The 14145-nt window shown below is 67.0% G+C and carries 15 protein-coding genes; all 15 read right to left on the bottom strand.

Annotated features, from left to right (window positions below; translation table 11 throughout):
• Positions 1-65: 65 nt before the first annotated feature.
• A complete protein-coding gene (locus HHL15_RS09740) occupies positions 66-503 on the bottom strand; it encodes a PaaI family thioesterase (protein WP_169145572.1) in 438 nt (145 codons plus the stop codon).
• Positions 504-536: 33 nt separating this feature from the next.
• A complete protein-coding gene (locus HHL15_RS09745; RefSeq protein WP_169145573.1) occupies positions 537-956 on the bottom strand; it encodes a PaaI family thioesterase in 420 nt (139 codons plus the stop codon).
• Positions 956-1702 carry an ABC transporter ATP-binding protein gene (locus tag HHL15_RS09750; protein WP_169145574.1) on the bottom strand — a complete coding sequence of 249 codons (747 nt, stop codon included), beginning with the start codon at positions 1700-1702 and terminating at the stop codon, positions 956-958. The genes HHL15_RS09745 and HHL15_RS09750 overlap by 1 nt, the downstream gene beginning before the upstream one ends.
• Positions 1699-3492: a branched-chain amino acid ABC transporter ATP-binding protein/permease gene (locus HHL15_RS09755; protein WP_169145575.1), complete on the bottom strand. Its 1794-nt coding sequence runs from the start codon at positions 3490-3492 to the stop codon at positions 1699-1701. Before HHL15_RS09755 ends, HHL15_RS09750 begins: the two co-directional genes overlap by 4 nt.
• On the bottom strand, positions 3489-4538 hold the full coding sequence (locus tag HHL15_RS09760; protein WP_169145576.1) for a branched-chain amino acid ABC transporter permease: 1050 nt from the start codon (positions 4536-4538) through the stop codon (positions 3489-3491). Before HHL15_RS09760 ends, HHL15_RS09755 begins: the two co-directional genes overlap by 4 nt.
• Before the next feature lie 22 nt (positions 4539-4560).
• A complete protein-coding gene (locus tag HHL15_RS09765; protein WP_169145577.1) occupies positions 4561-5562 on the bottom strand; it encodes an FAD-binding oxidoreductase in 1002 nt (333 codons plus the stop codon).
• A 158-nt stretch (positions 5563-5720) separates the two neighbouring features.
• On the bottom strand, positions 5721-7523 hold the full coding sequence (locus HHL15_RS09770) for a feruloyl-CoA synthase (protein ID WP_169145578.1): 1803 nt from the start codon (positions 7521-7523) through the stop codon (positions 5721-5723).
• An 11-nt stretch (positions 7524-7534) separates the two neighbouring features.
• Positions 7535-8680: an ABC transporter substrate-binding protein gene (locus HHL15_RS09775; protein WP_169145579.1), complete on the bottom strand. Its 1146-nt coding sequence runs from the start codon at positions 8678-8680 to the stop codon at positions 7535-7537.
• A 135-nt stretch (positions 8681-8815) separates the two neighbouring features.
• The gene (locus HHL15_RS09780; protein WP_169145580.1) at positions 8816-9820 is read right to left on the bottom strand and encodes an NAD(P)H-dependent flavin oxidoreductase; all 1005 of its coding nucleotides are present in this window, start codon (positions 9818-9820) and stop codon (positions 8816-8818) included.
• A gap of 76 nt (positions 9821-9896) precedes the next feature.
• Positions 9897-10691, bottom strand: a complete 795-nt coding sequence (gene hcaB, locus HHL15_RS09785; protein ID WP_169145581.1) for a 3-(cis-5,6-dihydroxycyclohexa-1,3-dien-1-yl)propanoate dehydrogenase — start codon at positions 10689-10691, stop codon at positions 9897-9899.
• Between the two features lie 9 nt (positions 10692-10700).
• Positions 10701-11237 (bottom strand): 3-phenylpropionate/cinnamic acid dioxygenase subunit beta, encoded by a 537-nt coding sequence (locus HHL15_RS09790; protein ID WP_169145582.1) that lies wholly within the window; start codon positions 11235-11237, stop codon positions 10701-10703.
• Positions 11234-12607, bottom strand: a complete 1374-nt coding sequence (locus tag HHL15_RS09795) for an SRPBCC family protein (RefSeq protein WP_169145583.1) — start codon at positions 12605-12607, stop codon at positions 11234-11236. Before HHL15_RS09795 ends, HHL15_RS09790 begins: the two co-directional genes overlap by 4 nt.
• Before the next feature lie 26 nt (positions 12608-12633).
• Positions 12634-12978, bottom strand: a complete 345-nt coding sequence (locus HHL15_RS09800) for a non-heme iron oxygenase ferredoxin subunit (RefSeq protein WP_169145584.1) — start codon at positions 12976-12978, stop codon at positions 12634-12636.
• A 9-nt stretch (positions 12979-12987) separates the two neighbouring features.
• Positions 12988-13824, bottom strand: a complete 837-nt coding sequence (locus HHL15_RS09805; RefSeq protein ID WP_169145585.1) for a DODA-type extradiol aromatic ring-opening family dioxygenase — start codon at positions 13822-13824, stop codon at positions 12988-12990.
• A gap of 17 nt (positions 13825-13841) precedes the next feature.
• The gene (locus HHL15_RS09810) at positions 13842-14141 is read right to left on the bottom strand and encodes a hypothetical protein (protein ID WP_206198696.1); all 300 of its coding nucleotides are present in this window, start codon (positions 14139-14141) and stop codon (positions 13842-13844) included.
• Positions 14142-14145: the final 4 nt, after the last annotated feature.

Below are 14145 nucleotides of genomic sequence, written 5' to 3' on the forward strand. Positions count from 1 at the left end.
CGGAAGTCCGCGGGCGGCTGAAGCCGCCCTTACACGAACCCTGCAGACACCTACAGCCTTTTATCTTACTTGTACTCGCTGGGTTTGCTGAGCACGGCGGCGGTCATGCGCGAGATGCACACCAGCTTGCCTTCCTCGTTGGTGATGCGGATCTCCCAAACCTGTGTGGTGCGTCCCAGGTGCAGGGGGCGCGCTTCGCCATAGACCCAGCCGCCGGTGACGGCGCGGACGTGGTTGGCGTTGATCTCCTGGCCGACGCAGTGATATTTGGCCGGGTCCACCACGTGGGCGGCGGACCAGGAGGCCAGGGTTTCGGCGAAGGCCACCGACACGCCGCCGTGCAGGGCGCCGGCGGGCTGGCGGGTGCGCGGGTCCACCGGCATGCGGCCGCGCAGGTAGTCCTCGCCGATCTCGATCAGTTCCATGCCGAGATGGCCGTTGGCGCAGGTGGCGCCACGGGCATTGACCTCGTCGAGGGTGAAGGGGGCGAACCAGATACTCATTGGGGGGGCTCCGTTTTATCTTTTATGGGGTGGTCACAGGATCATCTGGGTGCAACGGTACAGCACCAGCTCGCGGCCTGTCGCCTCGTCACGCACCACCGCGTCCCACACCTGGGTCGTGCGGCCCAGATGCTGGGCGGTGGCCAGGCAGCTGATGGTGCCTTCGACCAGGGTGCCCAGGTGGTTGCTCTTGAGTTCGATGGTGGCAAAGGAGCGGGCGCCCTCCGGTAAGTGCGACATGGTGGCGTGCCCGGTGGTGGTGTCGGCCAGGGCGATCAGGCTGGCCGCGTGGAGGCGCCCGTTGGGGGCCAGGTGTACGGGCCGGATCACCATGCGGCTGGTGGCCCGGCCCTGCTCGAGGGTCAGGAACTCCACGCCGAGGTGGCCCGGCAGGCAGCTTGCCGCGTCCTGGTTGAGGCGGGCGACGGTGAAGTCGGGGCGCAGGATGCTCATCAGTGCTTGGCTCCCAGGTAGGCCTCGATCACCTTCGGGTTCTTCGCCAGGTCGGCCGCCGGGCCTTCCAGGGTCACGTCGCCCACCTCCAGCACGTAGCCGTAGTCCGACACCTGCAGGGCGGCGCGGGAGTTCTGCTCGATCAGCAGGGTTGCCACGCCGGAGTCGCGCAGGTGGGAGATGACGTGGAAGACCTCGGCCATGACCCGCGGGGCGAGGCCGAGGGAGGGCTCGTCCAGCATCAGCACCTTGGGGTCGCTCATCAGGGCGCGGCCGATCGCCACCATCTGCCGTTCGCCGCCGGACATGGTGCCGGCCAGCTGGTGGCGGCGCTCCTTGAGGCGCGGGAAGATGCTGTAGATGCGCTCCAGTCCGTCCCGGTAAGACCAGCCGGCCTTGCGCCGGCGGTAGGCGCCGAGCACCAGGTTGTCCTCCACGCTCATGGTGGTGAACAGCTCGCGCTTTTCGGGCACCAGGGCCAGGCCCTTGCCGAGGCGCAGCTCGATGGCGTGGTGGGACACGTCATGGTCTTCGTACAGCACCGCGCCCTCGGCCTGGCCGTTGGTGGGCAGGGCGCCCATGATGGCGTTGAGCAGGGACGACTTGCCGGCCCCGTTGGGGCCGATCACGGTGACGATCTGGCCGGCGCACAGGCGCAGGTTGGTGGCCCGCAGGGCCTCCACCTTGCCGTAGCGCACGCTCAGGTTGCGGGTCTCGAGGACTGCTTTGGTGTTGTCGGCGCTCATTCGATGCCTCCCAGGTAGGCGGCCAGCACGGCCTCGTTGTTCTGGATCTCGGTGGGCAGGCCTTCGGCGATCTTGCTACCGAACTCCATCACCACCAACCGATCGGTCAGGCCCATCACGAAGTCCATGTCGTGCTCCACCAGCAGCACCGACATGCCTTCGTCCTTGAGCTGGCGGATCAGGTCGGCCAGGGCTTCCTTCTCTTTCAGGCGCAGGCCGGCGGCCGGCTCGTCGAGGAGCAGCAGCACCGGGTCGGTGCACAGGGCGCGGGCGATCTCGAGGATGCGTTGCTGGCCGAGGGCCAGGCTGCCGGCCGGGGTATGCATGTAGTCGCCCAGGCCGACACGGCGGATCTGCTCGGCGGCCAGGAACAGCAGCTGGGCTTCTTCATGGCGGTCCATGCGCAGGGCTGCCGACAGGGGGCTGCTGCGGCCGCGCAGGTGGGCGCCCATGGCCACGTTCTCCAGTACCGACAATTGCGGGACCAGATGCACGTGCTGGAAGCTGCGGCCGATGCCCATCTTGACGATGCGCCGGGCACCGAGCTGGTCGATGCGCTCCCCGAGGAAGCGGATCTCGCCACTGCTGGCGGGCAGCACGCCGGTGACCAGGTTGAACATGGTGGACTTGCCGGCACCGTTGGGGCCGATCAGGCCGACGATTTCACCGGCATGGATCTCGAAGGTCATGTCCTTGACCGCTACCAGGCCGCCGAACTGCTTGCGCGCTTCGCTGATCTCGAGGATCAGGGAGCCTCCGGCGGGCTTGGCGCGGCGGCTCATGTCGCCGTAGCCGTCCGGGGCGATGGCGGGGGCCACCACTTCGGGTTCGGGCGGGTTGATGCGCGCCCACACTGCGGCGATCCGCGGCCACAGGCCATCCGGCGCCCACAGCAGGAGCAGCACGATGAGCACGCCGAAGACCACGATCTCGAAGTTGCCGGTGCTGCCCAGCAGCAGGGGCAGCAGGTCCTGCAGCTGGCTCTTCAGGCCGGTCATCATCACCGCCCCGAGGATCGCCCCCCAGACGTGGCCGACGCCGCCGACCACCGCCATGAAGAGATACTCGATGCCCATGTGCAGGCCGAAGGGGGTGGCGCTCACCGAGCGTTGCAGGTGGGCATAGAGCCAGCCGGACAGGCTTGCCATCAGGGCCGCCAGCACGAAGATCAGGATCTTGTACTGGGCGGTGTTGATGCCCATCGCCTCGGGCATCGTCTTGCCCTTGGCGAGGGCCCGGATGGCGCGGCCGGGACGGGAGTTGAGCAGGTTGAGGACCAGCCACAGGCAGCCGCCCAGGCACAGCCAGATCATCCCGTACATCACCCGTGGCGCCGACAGGTCGATGCCGAACAGGGACAACGGCGGAATGCCGGACAGGCCGTCGTACTTGCCCAGGAACTCGAGGGTGCCGAACAGGTAGAACAGCGACAGGCCCCAGGCGATGGTGGCCAGCGGCAGGAAGTGGCCTGACAGGCGCACCGTGACACTGCCGATCAGCCCCGCCGCCAGGGCCGACACCACCAGGCCGGCGAGCAGGCCGAGCCAGGGCGACAGCCCCAGGGAGATGCTCAGGTAGCCGGTGGTGTAGGCCCCCAGCCCGACGAAGGCCGCCTGCCCGAAAGAGGTCAGCCCGCCGATGCCGGTGAGCAGCACCAGCCCGAGGGTGACGATGGAGTACAGGCCGATGTAGTTGCCGATGGTGATCCAGTAGCCTGGTACCGGCAGGAAGGGGAACAGGAAGAACCAGCCGAACATCAGCCACTGCAGCTTCTTGGTGGATATTTTCATTCTTCGTCTCCATGGCCCGAGACCAGCGAACGCCAGGCGAGGACGGGGATGATCAGGGTGAACACGATCACTTCCTTGTAGGCACTGGCCCAGAAGGAGGAGTAGCTCTCCAGCAGGCCGACCAGCACGGCGCCGGCCGCCGCCAGCGGGTAGCTGGCCAGGCCGCCGACGATGGCCGCGACGAAGCCCTTCAGGGCCACTACGAAGCCGGTGTCGTAGCCCACCGTGTTGAGCGGTGCGATGAGGGTGCCGGCCAGGGTGCCGAGGGCAGCCGCCAGGCCGAAGGCCATACGCCCCGCCTGGGTGGTGCCGATGCCCACCAGCTGCGCGCCCTTGCGGTTCACCGCGGTGGCGCGCAGGGCCTTGCCGTACAGGCTGCGATCGAAGAACAGGTAGAGCAGGGCGATCAGGCAGGCCGATACACCCAGCACCACCACGCTCTGGCCGGACACCAGCAGGGCGCCGATCTCGGCGCTCCAGTCAGTGAAGGCCTGGGTGGTGGAACCTTCCGGCCCGAAGATGAAGAGGCCCATGCCCAGCATTGCAAAGTGCACCCCCACCGCGACGATCAGCAGCACCAGCACCGAGGCCTCGGCCATGGGCTGGAATGCAACGCGGTAGAGCATGATGCCCAGCGGCACGGTGATGCCCAGGGTGAACAGGATCTGCACCACCATGGGCATGCCCTGCCATTCCAGGCCTCGGGCCAGCACCCACACCAGGGAGGGGTAAGCCAGGTTCTCGATGCCGCTCCACATCAGGTGGCGGCCGGGCAGGGGCTTGTAGCGGCGCTGGCGCAGGGCCGAGCCGATTTCCACCAGGAAGGTGAGCACGCCCACCGCCATCAGCATCCAGACCAGCCTGGGAAACTGGCCGCTCTGCAGGGCGGCCACGGTGAGCGCGCCGAAGCCGATGAATTCGCCCTGGGGCAGGAAGATGATGCGGGTGACTGAAAAGACCAGCACCAGGGCCATGGCCAGCAGGGCATAGACCGCCCCGTTGGTGATGCCGTCCTGGGCCAGTACTGCGAATATACCGAAATCCATGAGTGTCTCCTCCGGCCGGGTTCTAGTTATTGACGACGAAGGCGTCGGCGAAGAAATGCTCCGCCGGCAGGCCCGCGCTGGCCGTGAAGCTGCTGCGCGCCGCGTCGATCATCAGGGGGTTGCCGCAGGCATACACCTCGTGGCGGGACAGGTCGGGGATGTCGGCCAGCACCGCGGCATGCACGAAGCCGTCGCGGCCGGTCCACTCCGGGCCGGCCTCGGACAGCACCGGCACCAGGCGGATGCCCGGGTACTGCGCCTCCCAGGCCGCGACGCTGTCCACCGCGTAGAGGTCGGACCACTGGCGGCCGCCCCAGTACAGCACGGCGCCGCGGCGGGCCATCTCGGCGCCGTGGGTCTTGAGCAGGGCGGCGATGGGGGCATAGCCGGTGCCCGAGGCGAGCAGCACGATGGGCGCGTCGCCCGGCTGCAGCACGAAGTCGCCGTAAGGCCCCTCGATGCGCAGCATGGCGCCGGCCTTCAGCTTGTCGTAGGCGTGGGTGGAGAAGCGGCCACCCTCCATGCGACGCACATGCCATTCGATGACGCCTGCTTCGTCCGGATTGTTGGCCATGCTGTAGCTGCGTTTCGCGCCGTCCTTGAGGAGCACGCTGGCGTACTGCCCAGCCTTGAAGGCGAAGCCGGCGGTCGGCGGCACCTGCAGGCGGATCATCACCACGTCGTGGGACGGGCGGGTCACCTCGAGCACCTTGGCGCCGGTGGTGACCACCCGCTGGCCGGGCGCCTGCGGCACCTTGGGGGCGTCGAGGAGCAGGTCGGTGGTGGGCACGGCCTGGCAGGTGCGACACTGGCCGGCCGGCACATCGGTGCCGTCGGGGCGGGTTGCCGCGTGCTGCACGCCGCCTTCGAGGAGGCTCAGGTGGCAGGTGTTGCAGGTGCCGGTGCGGCAGCTGTGGGGCAGCCAGTAACCGGCGGCCAGGGCCGCGTCCAGCACGGTCTGGCCCGGCGCGCATTCGAAGCTGCCGCCATTGGGGGCGAGCTTGATGAGGAGAGGTGCGCTCATGGTGTCGGCCCGCCCTGGCAGGGGCGAGGGGCCCGGGTGCCGCGGTGGTCGCCGGCGGCGATGGCGGTTTTCAGTTTCTTGGTCATGACTACCCCGTTGGGAAATTCAGGCTGAGCGGGCCCCGGCCGGTGTCGGCCAGGGCACGGCTTTCCTTTGATTTATTTGAGAAAGACGACGCGATCGAGCTTGGGCGAGTTGTGCAGGCTGAGCACGTCCTCGGCCCGCCGGGCGAGCACCGCCCGCTGGTTGATGTAGCCCTTGTCGGTGATCTCGCCGGCATCCAGGTTGGGGGGCTCATCCAGCAGCATGGCCCGCGTGGGGCTCTGGGAGGAGCCGCCGCCGCCTTCGGCCTTGAGCTTGCGCAGGCCCTCGCGGATATGTGCGTGGAGCACGTCCTGCGGGATGTCCTTGACCGCCGGGCTGGGGAAGACCAGCAGGCCGACCTCGTCCCGGTCGTGGCCGGTGACCACCACGTCCTGGGCGAAAGGCGCCAGGGCAGTGACCGCCCGCACCCGCAGGGTGCCCACCGAGACCCAGGTGCCGGTGGTGAGCTTGAAGTCCTCGGCGACCCGGCCGTTGAAGGCGATGCCTTTTTCCGGGTGCTCCGGGTCGATCAGGTAGCCGGCGTCGCCGATCTTGTAGTAGCCATCCTCGTCGAAGGCCTCGGCGGTCTTCTCGGGGTTGTTGAGGTAGCCGGCGAAGACCTGGGGGCCTTTGACACGCATCTCCAGCTTGTCGCCATTGGGCAGGAACTTGATGGCGGTGCCGGCCACCGGTGCGCCGATGCTGCCGGGGCCGTCCAGGCGCCAGTGCACATTGGTGATCAGCGGAGAGGTTTCGGTGGCGCCCCAGGCGGAGGTGAACCAGACCTTCTCGCCGAGCACCTTCTGGGCGGCCCGCTCGAGGCGCTCCCAGGTGGACTGGGGCAGGGCCGCGGCGGCGTAGAAAACGGCGCGCAGGCGGCCGAAGAAGTCGCGGGCGAAGGACTCGTCCTCTTCCAGGAAGGCGATCAGGGCGTCAAAGCCCTTGGGCACGTTGAAGTACAGGTTGGGCTGCACTTCGCGCAGGTTGCGCACCGATTTTTCCATCTGGCCGGGGACCGGGCGGCCCTCGTCGATGTAGAAGCTGCCGCCGTTGCACAGCACCATGTTGAAGTTGTGGTTGGCGCCGAAGGTGTGGCTCCAGGGCAGCCAGGACACCAGCACCGGCTTCTCCTCCTTGAGGAAAGGCCAGCTCTGCTGGATCTGCTTCTGGTTGGCGCAGAGCATGCGGTGGGTGTTGATGGCGATCTTCGGCCGCCCGGTGGAGCCCGAGGTGAGCAGGTACTTGGCGTGGGTCTCCGGGGTGATCGTGGCGAAGGCTTCCATCACTGCGGGGGTTTCCCGGGTGCGCATCACTTCGGCCAGGGGCAGGCTGCCTTCCACCTGGTAGGAGTTGGTGCTGAGGATCACCGGGCAGGCCACCGCGCTGGCCCGGATGGCCGAGGCATACACGGCTCCGTCGCTGGCATAGACGGCGCCGGGGGCCAGCTCCTGCAGGATGGTGGCGACCTTGGAGAAGTCCTTGGCCAGCCGCGAGTAGGCGCTGGACACGGTGGCGAAGGGCCGCCCGATATGCATGGTGGCCAGGGTCAGCAAGGCCTGGTCGAGGCTGTTGTCGGACAGGCAGACCACCGGTGAGGCGGGGCCGATGCCGAGGTCGAGGAGGCCCTGGGCCAGCTTGCCGACCTGCTCGCGGACCTGCGCATAGGTCATCCGGATCCACTCGCCGCTTTCGGCATCGCGTTCGGCCAGGAAGAGGGCGTTGGGGGTGCGCTCGGCCCAGTATTCCAGCCAGTCGCCGATGCAGCGGGTGACGTCGCCGAGGGGCTCGGAGCAGGCCAGGATGAAGCCGCCCTTGGAGAGGTCGATGCGGGTCACCCTGGGGGGCGCCAGCATGCCGGGGTTGTCGAAGAAGCTCATGATGGTCTCCCTTACTTCAGCAGCTTCCAGCTGTCTTTTTCGATGGTGATCAGCACGCGGGCGCCATCGCCCAGGCCTGAGTGGTCGGTGGCCGACATGGTGTTGATGCCGTGGGTCAGCGGCAAGTCCTTCGTTTTCTCGAGGGCGTCGCGCAGGGCGGCGCGGAACTCGGGGGTGCCCGGCGCGGCCTTCTTGCCGACCGTGGCGACGGCCTTGTCGAGGAGCAGGTAGGCATCCTGGGCATAAGCGCCGAAGGGGTTGCGGGAAGCGGCGCCGTGCTTGCCTTCATAAGCCTTCAGGTAGTTGAGGGCAACCTTCTTGCTCGGGTTGCTGTCGGGCAGCTGCTCGGCCACCAGGACCAGGCCGGTGGGCAGGACCAGGCCTTCGTCGGTGTTGCCGGCGACCCGCAGGAAGTCGTTGTTGGCGGCGCCGTGGGTCTGGTAGAACTGGCCCTTGAAGCCGCGTTCGCGCAGGGCGCGCATGGGCAGCGCGGCCGGGGTGCCGCTGGCGGCGATGAACACCGCGTCGGGCTTCTGGGCGGTCAGTTTGAGGGCCTGGGCGGTGACGGACTGGTCGGTACGGGCATAGCGCTCCACGGCCACCAGCTTGATGCCGTTCTGTTCGGCGCGCTTTTCCACGTCCTTCAGCCAGGCTTCGCCGTAGGCGTCGCTGAAGCCGATGAAGGCGATGGTCTTGGTGTCACGCTTCTTCATCTCGTCGAACAGCACCGAGGACATCACGCTGATGCTGTGGGGCAGGGGGAAGACCCACTGGATGGCCTTGGGCGCAAAGGGGGCCAGGGCGATCTGCGGGATCTTCGCCTCGCTGGCCACTTCGGCCACCGCCAGGGAGGTCGGCACGGTGGTGGAGGCGATGATGGCGTCCACCTTGTCGGCGTCGGCAAAGCGGCGGGCGTTCTTGCCGGCCTGGGTGGGGTCGGAGGCGTCGTCGAGCACCACGTAGTTCACCGGCAGCCCACCCAGGGTCTTGGGCAGCAGCTCGATGGTGTTCTTCTGGGAAATGCCCAGGGATGCGGCGGGGCCGGTGGAGCTGACGCTGACGCCGATGGTGACGGTCTGGGCCTGGGCGTGTCCGATGCCGGCAAAGGCGAGCAGGCAGGCGGCGGACAGGCTGTTGAGGAGCTGGCGGCGGTTCATGTTTGTGTCTCCGATATAGGTGTTGTGGGGTGATGCGGTGAAACGGCTTGGGCTGTGCAACGGGTTTCCACAGGCGCGACAGCCCCCGCCGGTGCCCACCGGACCCAGGCTGTCAGTACGAAAGCGGACGCGGATTCAGGTGGCCGGGTAGCGGACGTGCAGGCGGGCGGCGTCTTCCAGTTCGCGGCCCAGGCAGTCGGCGTATTCCCGGTAGAGCTGGCGAACCACCTCGGCGGTGTCGGCGATACGCTCGATGCCCCCCACCCCGTGGCCGGCCGACCAGACGGTCTTCCAGGCCTTGGGGGCGGCGACGATGTCGCCGGAGAAGTCGATTTTCTTCTCTTCGCGGAGCTGCTCGGTGGTGAAGCCGGCCTTGTCGAGGGTGGGCTTGAGCCAGTTGGCGAGCACGCCCGAGACCGCCTTGGTGGCGACCAGGTCTTCGATGCCGCTGCTCACCACGAGCTCGCGGTATTCGGCCTCGGCCTGGCTTTCGGTGGTGGCGATGAAGCGGGTGCCGGCCAGCACGAAGTCGGCGCCCAGCAGCTGGGCGGCGCGGATGTCGGTGCCGGTGGTGATGGCGCCGGCCAGGCCGACGGGGCCGGACCAGAACTTGCGCACTTCGGCGAGCAGGGCGAAGGGGTGGTAGTGGCCGGTGTGGCCACCCGCCCCCTGGGTGACCAACACCAGCACGTCGGCGCCGGCGTCGGCGGCCTTGCGGGCGAGGCTGGGGTTGATCACGTCGGCCATCACGATGCCGCCATAGCCATGCACCACGTCGAGCACCCGGCGCGGACTGCCCAGGGCGGTGGACACGATCTTGGGCTGGAATTCCTGCACCAGCGCCAGCTCTGCCTCGAAGCGGTCGTAGCTGCTGTGGACGATCAGGTTGATGGACCAGGGTGCGCCGGGCTTGCTGGCCTGGATGGCGTCGCGGGTCCGGGCCATCCAGTCGCGGAGGATGTCCACGTTGCGGGCGTTGGCGGCCGGGTAGGAGCCGATGATGCCGGCCTTCGCGCAGGCGATGACCAGGTCCGGTCCTGAAACCAGGAACATCGGCGCAGCCATCAGCGGCAGGGTGCCGTGGGCGACGATGTCGAGAAAGTCCTGCTGCGGCGCAGTCAGGCTTCGCGTGAAGCTCATGTTTCCTCCTTGGGGCTTTTTGGTGCGTCTTTTTTTATGTTTTTATGTGTTGTGGCGCAGGTGGGGCGGGGTGGCGTCAGCGCATGGGGCGGATCTCCCATCCACCGTCGCTCTGGATCACCGTTGCGGTGGTGGCCCGGCTGTTGTCGCGGGAGGCCAGCAGCACGTAGTGGCCGGCGTGGTCTTCCGGCTGGGCGATCATCCTGAGCGGCATGGAGTTGGCGACGTTTTCCTGGAAATTCGGGATTTCCGACAGGCGCCGCTCGCCCTTGCCCAGACTCTCCGGCCCGCGCAGCGGTGTGACGGTGCCGCCGGGGGCGACGCCGTTCACCCGCACGTCGGGGGCGAACTCGTAGGCGAGCTGCTTGATCAGGCCCAGGCCGGCGTGCTTGGAGGCGACGTAGAGCGGGCCGCCGCCGCCGGCGTAGAAGGCCGAGTTGGAGAGCGTGAAGATCATGCTGCCCTTGCTCTCGCGCAGGGCGGCCGCGGCGGCGCGGGCGGCCAGCACGTAGCCTTTGACGTTGACCCCGAAGATCTCGTCGAAGCTGTGATCCAGCTCTTCGAGGCTCATCTTTTCGAGGCGGGTGAAGAAGTCCCACACCCCGGCGTTGCCGACCAGGGTGTCGAGCTTGCCGAAGCGATCCAGGGTGGTGTCCACCGCGGCTTGGTTGTCCCAGCCGGAGCGTACGTCGCCGATGCTGACGACCACCTGGTCGCCGAACTCGGCAACCAGGCTGTCGGCCTGCTCGTGGCTGCGTACCATGACGCCGATACCGCTACAGCCTTCCGCGAGGAAGCGCTTGACGACGGCGCGTCCGATGCCGGACCCGCCTCCCGTCACCAAGGCCACGTAGCCATTGAGCCAGCCCATGGTCGCCCCTTACAGGAAGGTGTTGAGGTTCTTGGCCATCAGCACCGACTGGGTGATGATGATCTTGCGGCGGGCCAGCTTGAAGCTGTCGCCATCGCTGCGCAGCACGTCCTCGCGCCGACCCACCAGCAGGTCGTTGTCCTTTTCGACACGGCTGCGGTAGTTGACGAAGGTGCTGTGCACGATGAACTCGCCGGCCTGCTCGCCCTGGTACACCTCGATGCCCGACACCACGTGGGCGTGGCGGGTGGCCGGATCTTCGGCCCAGGCGGTGGGCTGCTTGAAGCGGGTCACGCGGCGGGTCAGGTCGCGCAGGTCGTCGTTGTAGAGGGCGCCCCGGTCCAGCGCGTGGCTGCCGTTCTTGTCGGCGCGGCGGCGGTTCTCCATGGTCGGCATCCAGTAATGGATGTCTTCGGCCATCAGGGCCAGCCAGTCGTCCCAGCGCTCGTTGTCGAGCAGGCGGGCTTCACGGAACAGGAATTGCTCGACCCGGCGCTGGGTTTCAGCGTCCACCGGGATCTCGGGCAGCGTGGTCTTGGCGTTCATACACCCTCCTTCATCTTCGGCACGTCGCGTTGGGGAACGGTCTTCCAGCTGTCGGCCTTCATCAGGTCGAGCCAGCGCTGGTAAAAGGCGCGCTGGTTGGCCTCGTTGATCTGGCCCTGGAAGACGTTGCCGGGCAGGTCGGTGCCTTCGACCCGGGTGTCCTGGCCGAGGCCGAGGTAGAGGTCCTGCTGGCGGGTGACGAAGCCGGCATTGCTGCGGGTGGAGTATTCCCAGTTCTCGCCGTCGTCCATTTCAAAGACGCCGGAGGGGCTGAAGGTCATCATGGTGCCCTTGCGCCACATGTCCTTGATTTCCTGGGGGGCCTTCTTGTTGACGAAGGTCCAGGTGTGCAGCTCGATCTGGCCCGGGCCGCGCGGGTGCCAGGTGCGGAAGGTGTTCTGGCCGGGCAGGAAGGAGGTGTTGGGGAACAGGGTGCAGGAGGAGATCGCGCCGATCATCTTCGAGCGCACCTCGCCAAGGCGCTCGGCGACCTTGGGCTGCAGCACGTACAGGTACTTGAGCAGCTCCTTCTCGCCGAGGGTGGCGCAGTTGCCGACGATGTCCTGGTTGAACTCCCAGCCGTGGCCGTTGAAGTTGACGTGGTAGGACTGTTCGGGGGTCTTGTGCACTTCGGCCACCGGGCCGCCGACCATGGCCTTGGCGCCGGAGTCGTGGGTCCAGAGCGCGTGCAGGATGTCGCCGACGAAGTTTTCGGAGGCGTACTTCCAGTTGCACTGGATCACCGACTTGACGCAGCCGCCGATGAACTCGGTGCCGCCTTCGTCCATGTCGAAGATCGCGTCCAGGTAGTAGCGCATGTCGCCCAGGTAGTCGGCGAGGCTGGGCGCATCCGGATCGAGGGTGGCGAAGATCAGGCCGCGGTAGCTGTCGATATGGGCCACCGGGTGCAGGCCGTGCTCGGACTTGTCCAGGCCGGCCGCTTCATAGGTTTCGGAGGCAGTCATGCCCTTCAGGCCGCCGTCGATGCCAAAGGCCCAGCCGTGGTAGTTGCACACGAACTGGCGGGCGTTGCCCAGGTCGGCGAAGCAGACCTTGTTGCCACGGTGCGGGCAGGTGTTGAGGAAGCCCTTGATGCTGCCATCCTTCTGCCGGACGATCAGCACGTTGTCCTCGCCCATGTAGGTGGTGACGTAGTCGCCGGCCTTGGGGATCTGGGATTCGTGGGCCACGAACAGCCAGCAGCGGGCGAAGATGCGCTCGATCTCCTGTTCGTAGATGTCCTTGTCCCAGAACACGTCGCGGGACATGCGCCCCTTTTCCAGGCTCAGCAGCTCGTCCAGGTTCTCGATCGACTGGGCGATGGGCCGGCGCTTGAGGCGGATCGGCTGGTCACCGTTGGCATTGCACATGATGTGTTGTCTCCGTTGTTATTGACTTAGATTGCGTCTGCGGCGGCGTCCGATTCCTGGTCCAGGTCCACCAGCACGTCCTCGCCTTCCTCGATGACCTTGTAGGTCCGGATGGCGTGTTCGCACGGGAAGCTCATGGGCTGGCCGGTGGGAATGTGGAAGGTGCCGTCGTGTACCGGGCAGGCGATGCATTCGTCGTCGACGATCTCGCCTTCGGACAGGGAGGCGGTGGCATGACTACAGCCGTCCTGGGTGGCATAGAAGGTGCCGTCCAGGTTGTAGACCGCCAGGGCGCAGCCGTTCACGTCCACCTTGCGGACCTTGCCGGCTTCCAGATCGCCCTTCTTGAAGAGAAGAATCGGTTGTGACATGGGCTTTCCTCAGGCAAACAGTTGGACGAAGCCCAGGCCGGTGACCCATTCGCGGACCGGGGCGTAATCGATGATTTCCCCGCGGGCACCAGGCATGGCGCCCATGGCGACGGCCCACTGACGGATCTCCATGCCACCGTTGCCGCCGTTCTCGAGGATGTAGTCGTCGGACAGGCCCTGGATGGCGGTGAGGTTGCCGGTACAGGCGTAGTCCATGATTTCCTGGTCGAAGGCTTCGTTGACCTTGCCCATCTCGGGAGTGCCTACCCAGTGGCTGATGCCGCCGCTGCCGATCACCACGACTCGCTCGTCGTCGGGCATGGCCTCGACCGCGGCCTTGATCGCGCCGCCCAGTTCGATGGCCCGCTTCATCTTGATGAAGGGATCGACACCGGCCGCGATATACACCGGGATGGTGCCGATCGACTGGCCGCGGGCGCGGACAGGGTCGACGATCAGGCGGTCGGGGATGGCCACCGCGTGGTCCACCGTGAAGGCGCGTGCCACGGCCCAGTCGAAGCCGTTGGCGTGGCCATGGTCGGCGATGAAGCCGGCCAGTTTTTCGCTGGCCGGGATGATCTGCCGCTTGAGGCCGGGCAGCACGTCCAGCGGGCCATCCACATCGCCGGTGCCGATGATGTACTGGGGCAGGCACCCGGTGCCGAAGTTGAAATAGTGGTCGGCGCCGATGATCACCACGCTGCTGGCATTGAGTGCGGCCAGCCGCTCGGCACAGCTGTCGAAGGCCCCCCACATGCGCTTGCGGATGTCTTCCGCCGGGGCTTCCGGTGCGACGAACATCACCGGGTCATGCGGCACGAGAAAGCCGCCTACGATTTTTCCCACGAGGAACTCCTGAGTTCTTATTGCTTGAGGCCGGCCGAGAAGACCTGGCCTTCGGCGGCGGCGGCACCACGCAGGGCCTTCATGTAGGCAGCGGGGTGGCGGTTGGGGGCGTTCTCGGTCCAGAAGCCGAGGGTCAGCATCGGATTGACACCGTGCTTCTGCATGCCGGCCACGTCGAAGTCGGTGACCATCGTCCGCTCCTCGTCGCTGAGGGCGTAACGGGCCAGCAGGCCGGCCGGGTCTTCCTTGAAGCGCTGCTTCACGCTCCGGTCGACGCACAGCTGGTGCATCAGCTTTTCCAGGACATTGCGGCTCATCGCG

It is taken from the genome of Zoogloea dura (genome assembly GCF_012927165.1).
Lineage (GTDB): Bacteria > Pseudomonadota > Gammaproteobacteria > Burkholderiales > Rhodocyclaceae > Zoogloea > Zoogloea dura.

What these genes read in the sequence shown, in the direction of transcription:
- HHL15_RS09740 (WP_169145572.1), bottom strand. Translation starts at nt 503, where the DNA reads ATGAGTATCTGGTTCGCCCCCTTCACCCTCGACGAGGTCAATGCCCGT.
- HHL15_RS09745 (WP_169145573.1), bottom strand. Translation starts at nt 956, where the DNA reads ATGAGCATCCTGCGCCCCGACTTCACCGTCGCCCGCCTCAACCAGGAC.
- HHL15_RS09750 (WP_169145574.1), bottom strand. Translation starts at nt 1,702, where the DNA reads ATGAGCGCCGACAACACCAAAGCAGTCCTCGAGACCCGCAACCTGAGC.
- HHL15_RS09755 (WP_169145575.1), bottom strand. Translation starts at nt 3,492, where the DNA reads ATGAAAATATCCACCAAGAAGCTGCAGTGGCTGATGTTCGGCTGGTTC.
- HHL15_RS09760 (WP_169145576.1), bottom strand. Translation starts at nt 4,538, where the DNA reads ATGGATTTCGGTATATTCGCAGTACTGGCCCAGGACGGCATCACCAAC.
- HHL15_RS09765 (WP_169145577.1), bottom strand. Translation starts at nt 5,562, where the DNA reads ATGAGCGCACCTCTCCTCATCAAGCTCGCCCCCAATGGCGGCAGCTTC.
- HHL15_RS09770 (WP_169145578.1), bottom strand. Translation starts at nt 7,523, where the DNA reads ATGAGCTTCTTCGACAACCCCGGCATGCTGGCGCCCCCCAGGGTGACC.
- HHL15_RS09775 (WP_169145579.1), bottom strand. Translation starts at nt 8,680, where the DNA reads ATGAACCGCCGCCAGCTCCTCAACAGCCTGTCCGCCGCCTGCCTGCTC.
- HHL15_RS09780 (WP_169145580.1), bottom strand. Translation starts at nt 9,820, where the DNA reads ATGAGCTTCACGCGAAGCCTGACTGCGCCGCAGCAGGACTTTCTCGAC.
- hcaB (WP_169145581.1), bottom strand. Translation starts at nt 10,691, where the DNA reads ATGGGCTGGCTCAATGGCTACGTGGCCTTGGTGACGGGAGGCGGGTCC.
- HHL15_RS09790 (WP_169145582.1), bottom strand. Translation starts at nt 11,237, where the DNA reads ATGAACGCCAAGACCACGCTGCCCGAGATCCCGGTGGACGCTGAAACC.
- HHL15_RS09795 (WP_169145583.1), bottom strand. Translation starts at nt 12,607, where the DNA reads ATGTGCAATGCCAACGGTGACCAGCCGATCCGCCTCAAGCGCCGGCCC.
- HHL15_RS09800 (WP_169145584.1), bottom strand. Translation starts at nt 12,978, where the DNA reads ATGTCACAACCGATTCTTCTCTTCAAGAAGGGCGATCTGGAAGCCGGC.
- HHL15_RS09810 (WP_206198696.1), bottom strand. Translation starts at nt 14,141, where the DNA reads ATGAGCCGCAATGTCCTGGAAAAGCTGATGCACCAGCTGTGCGTCGAC.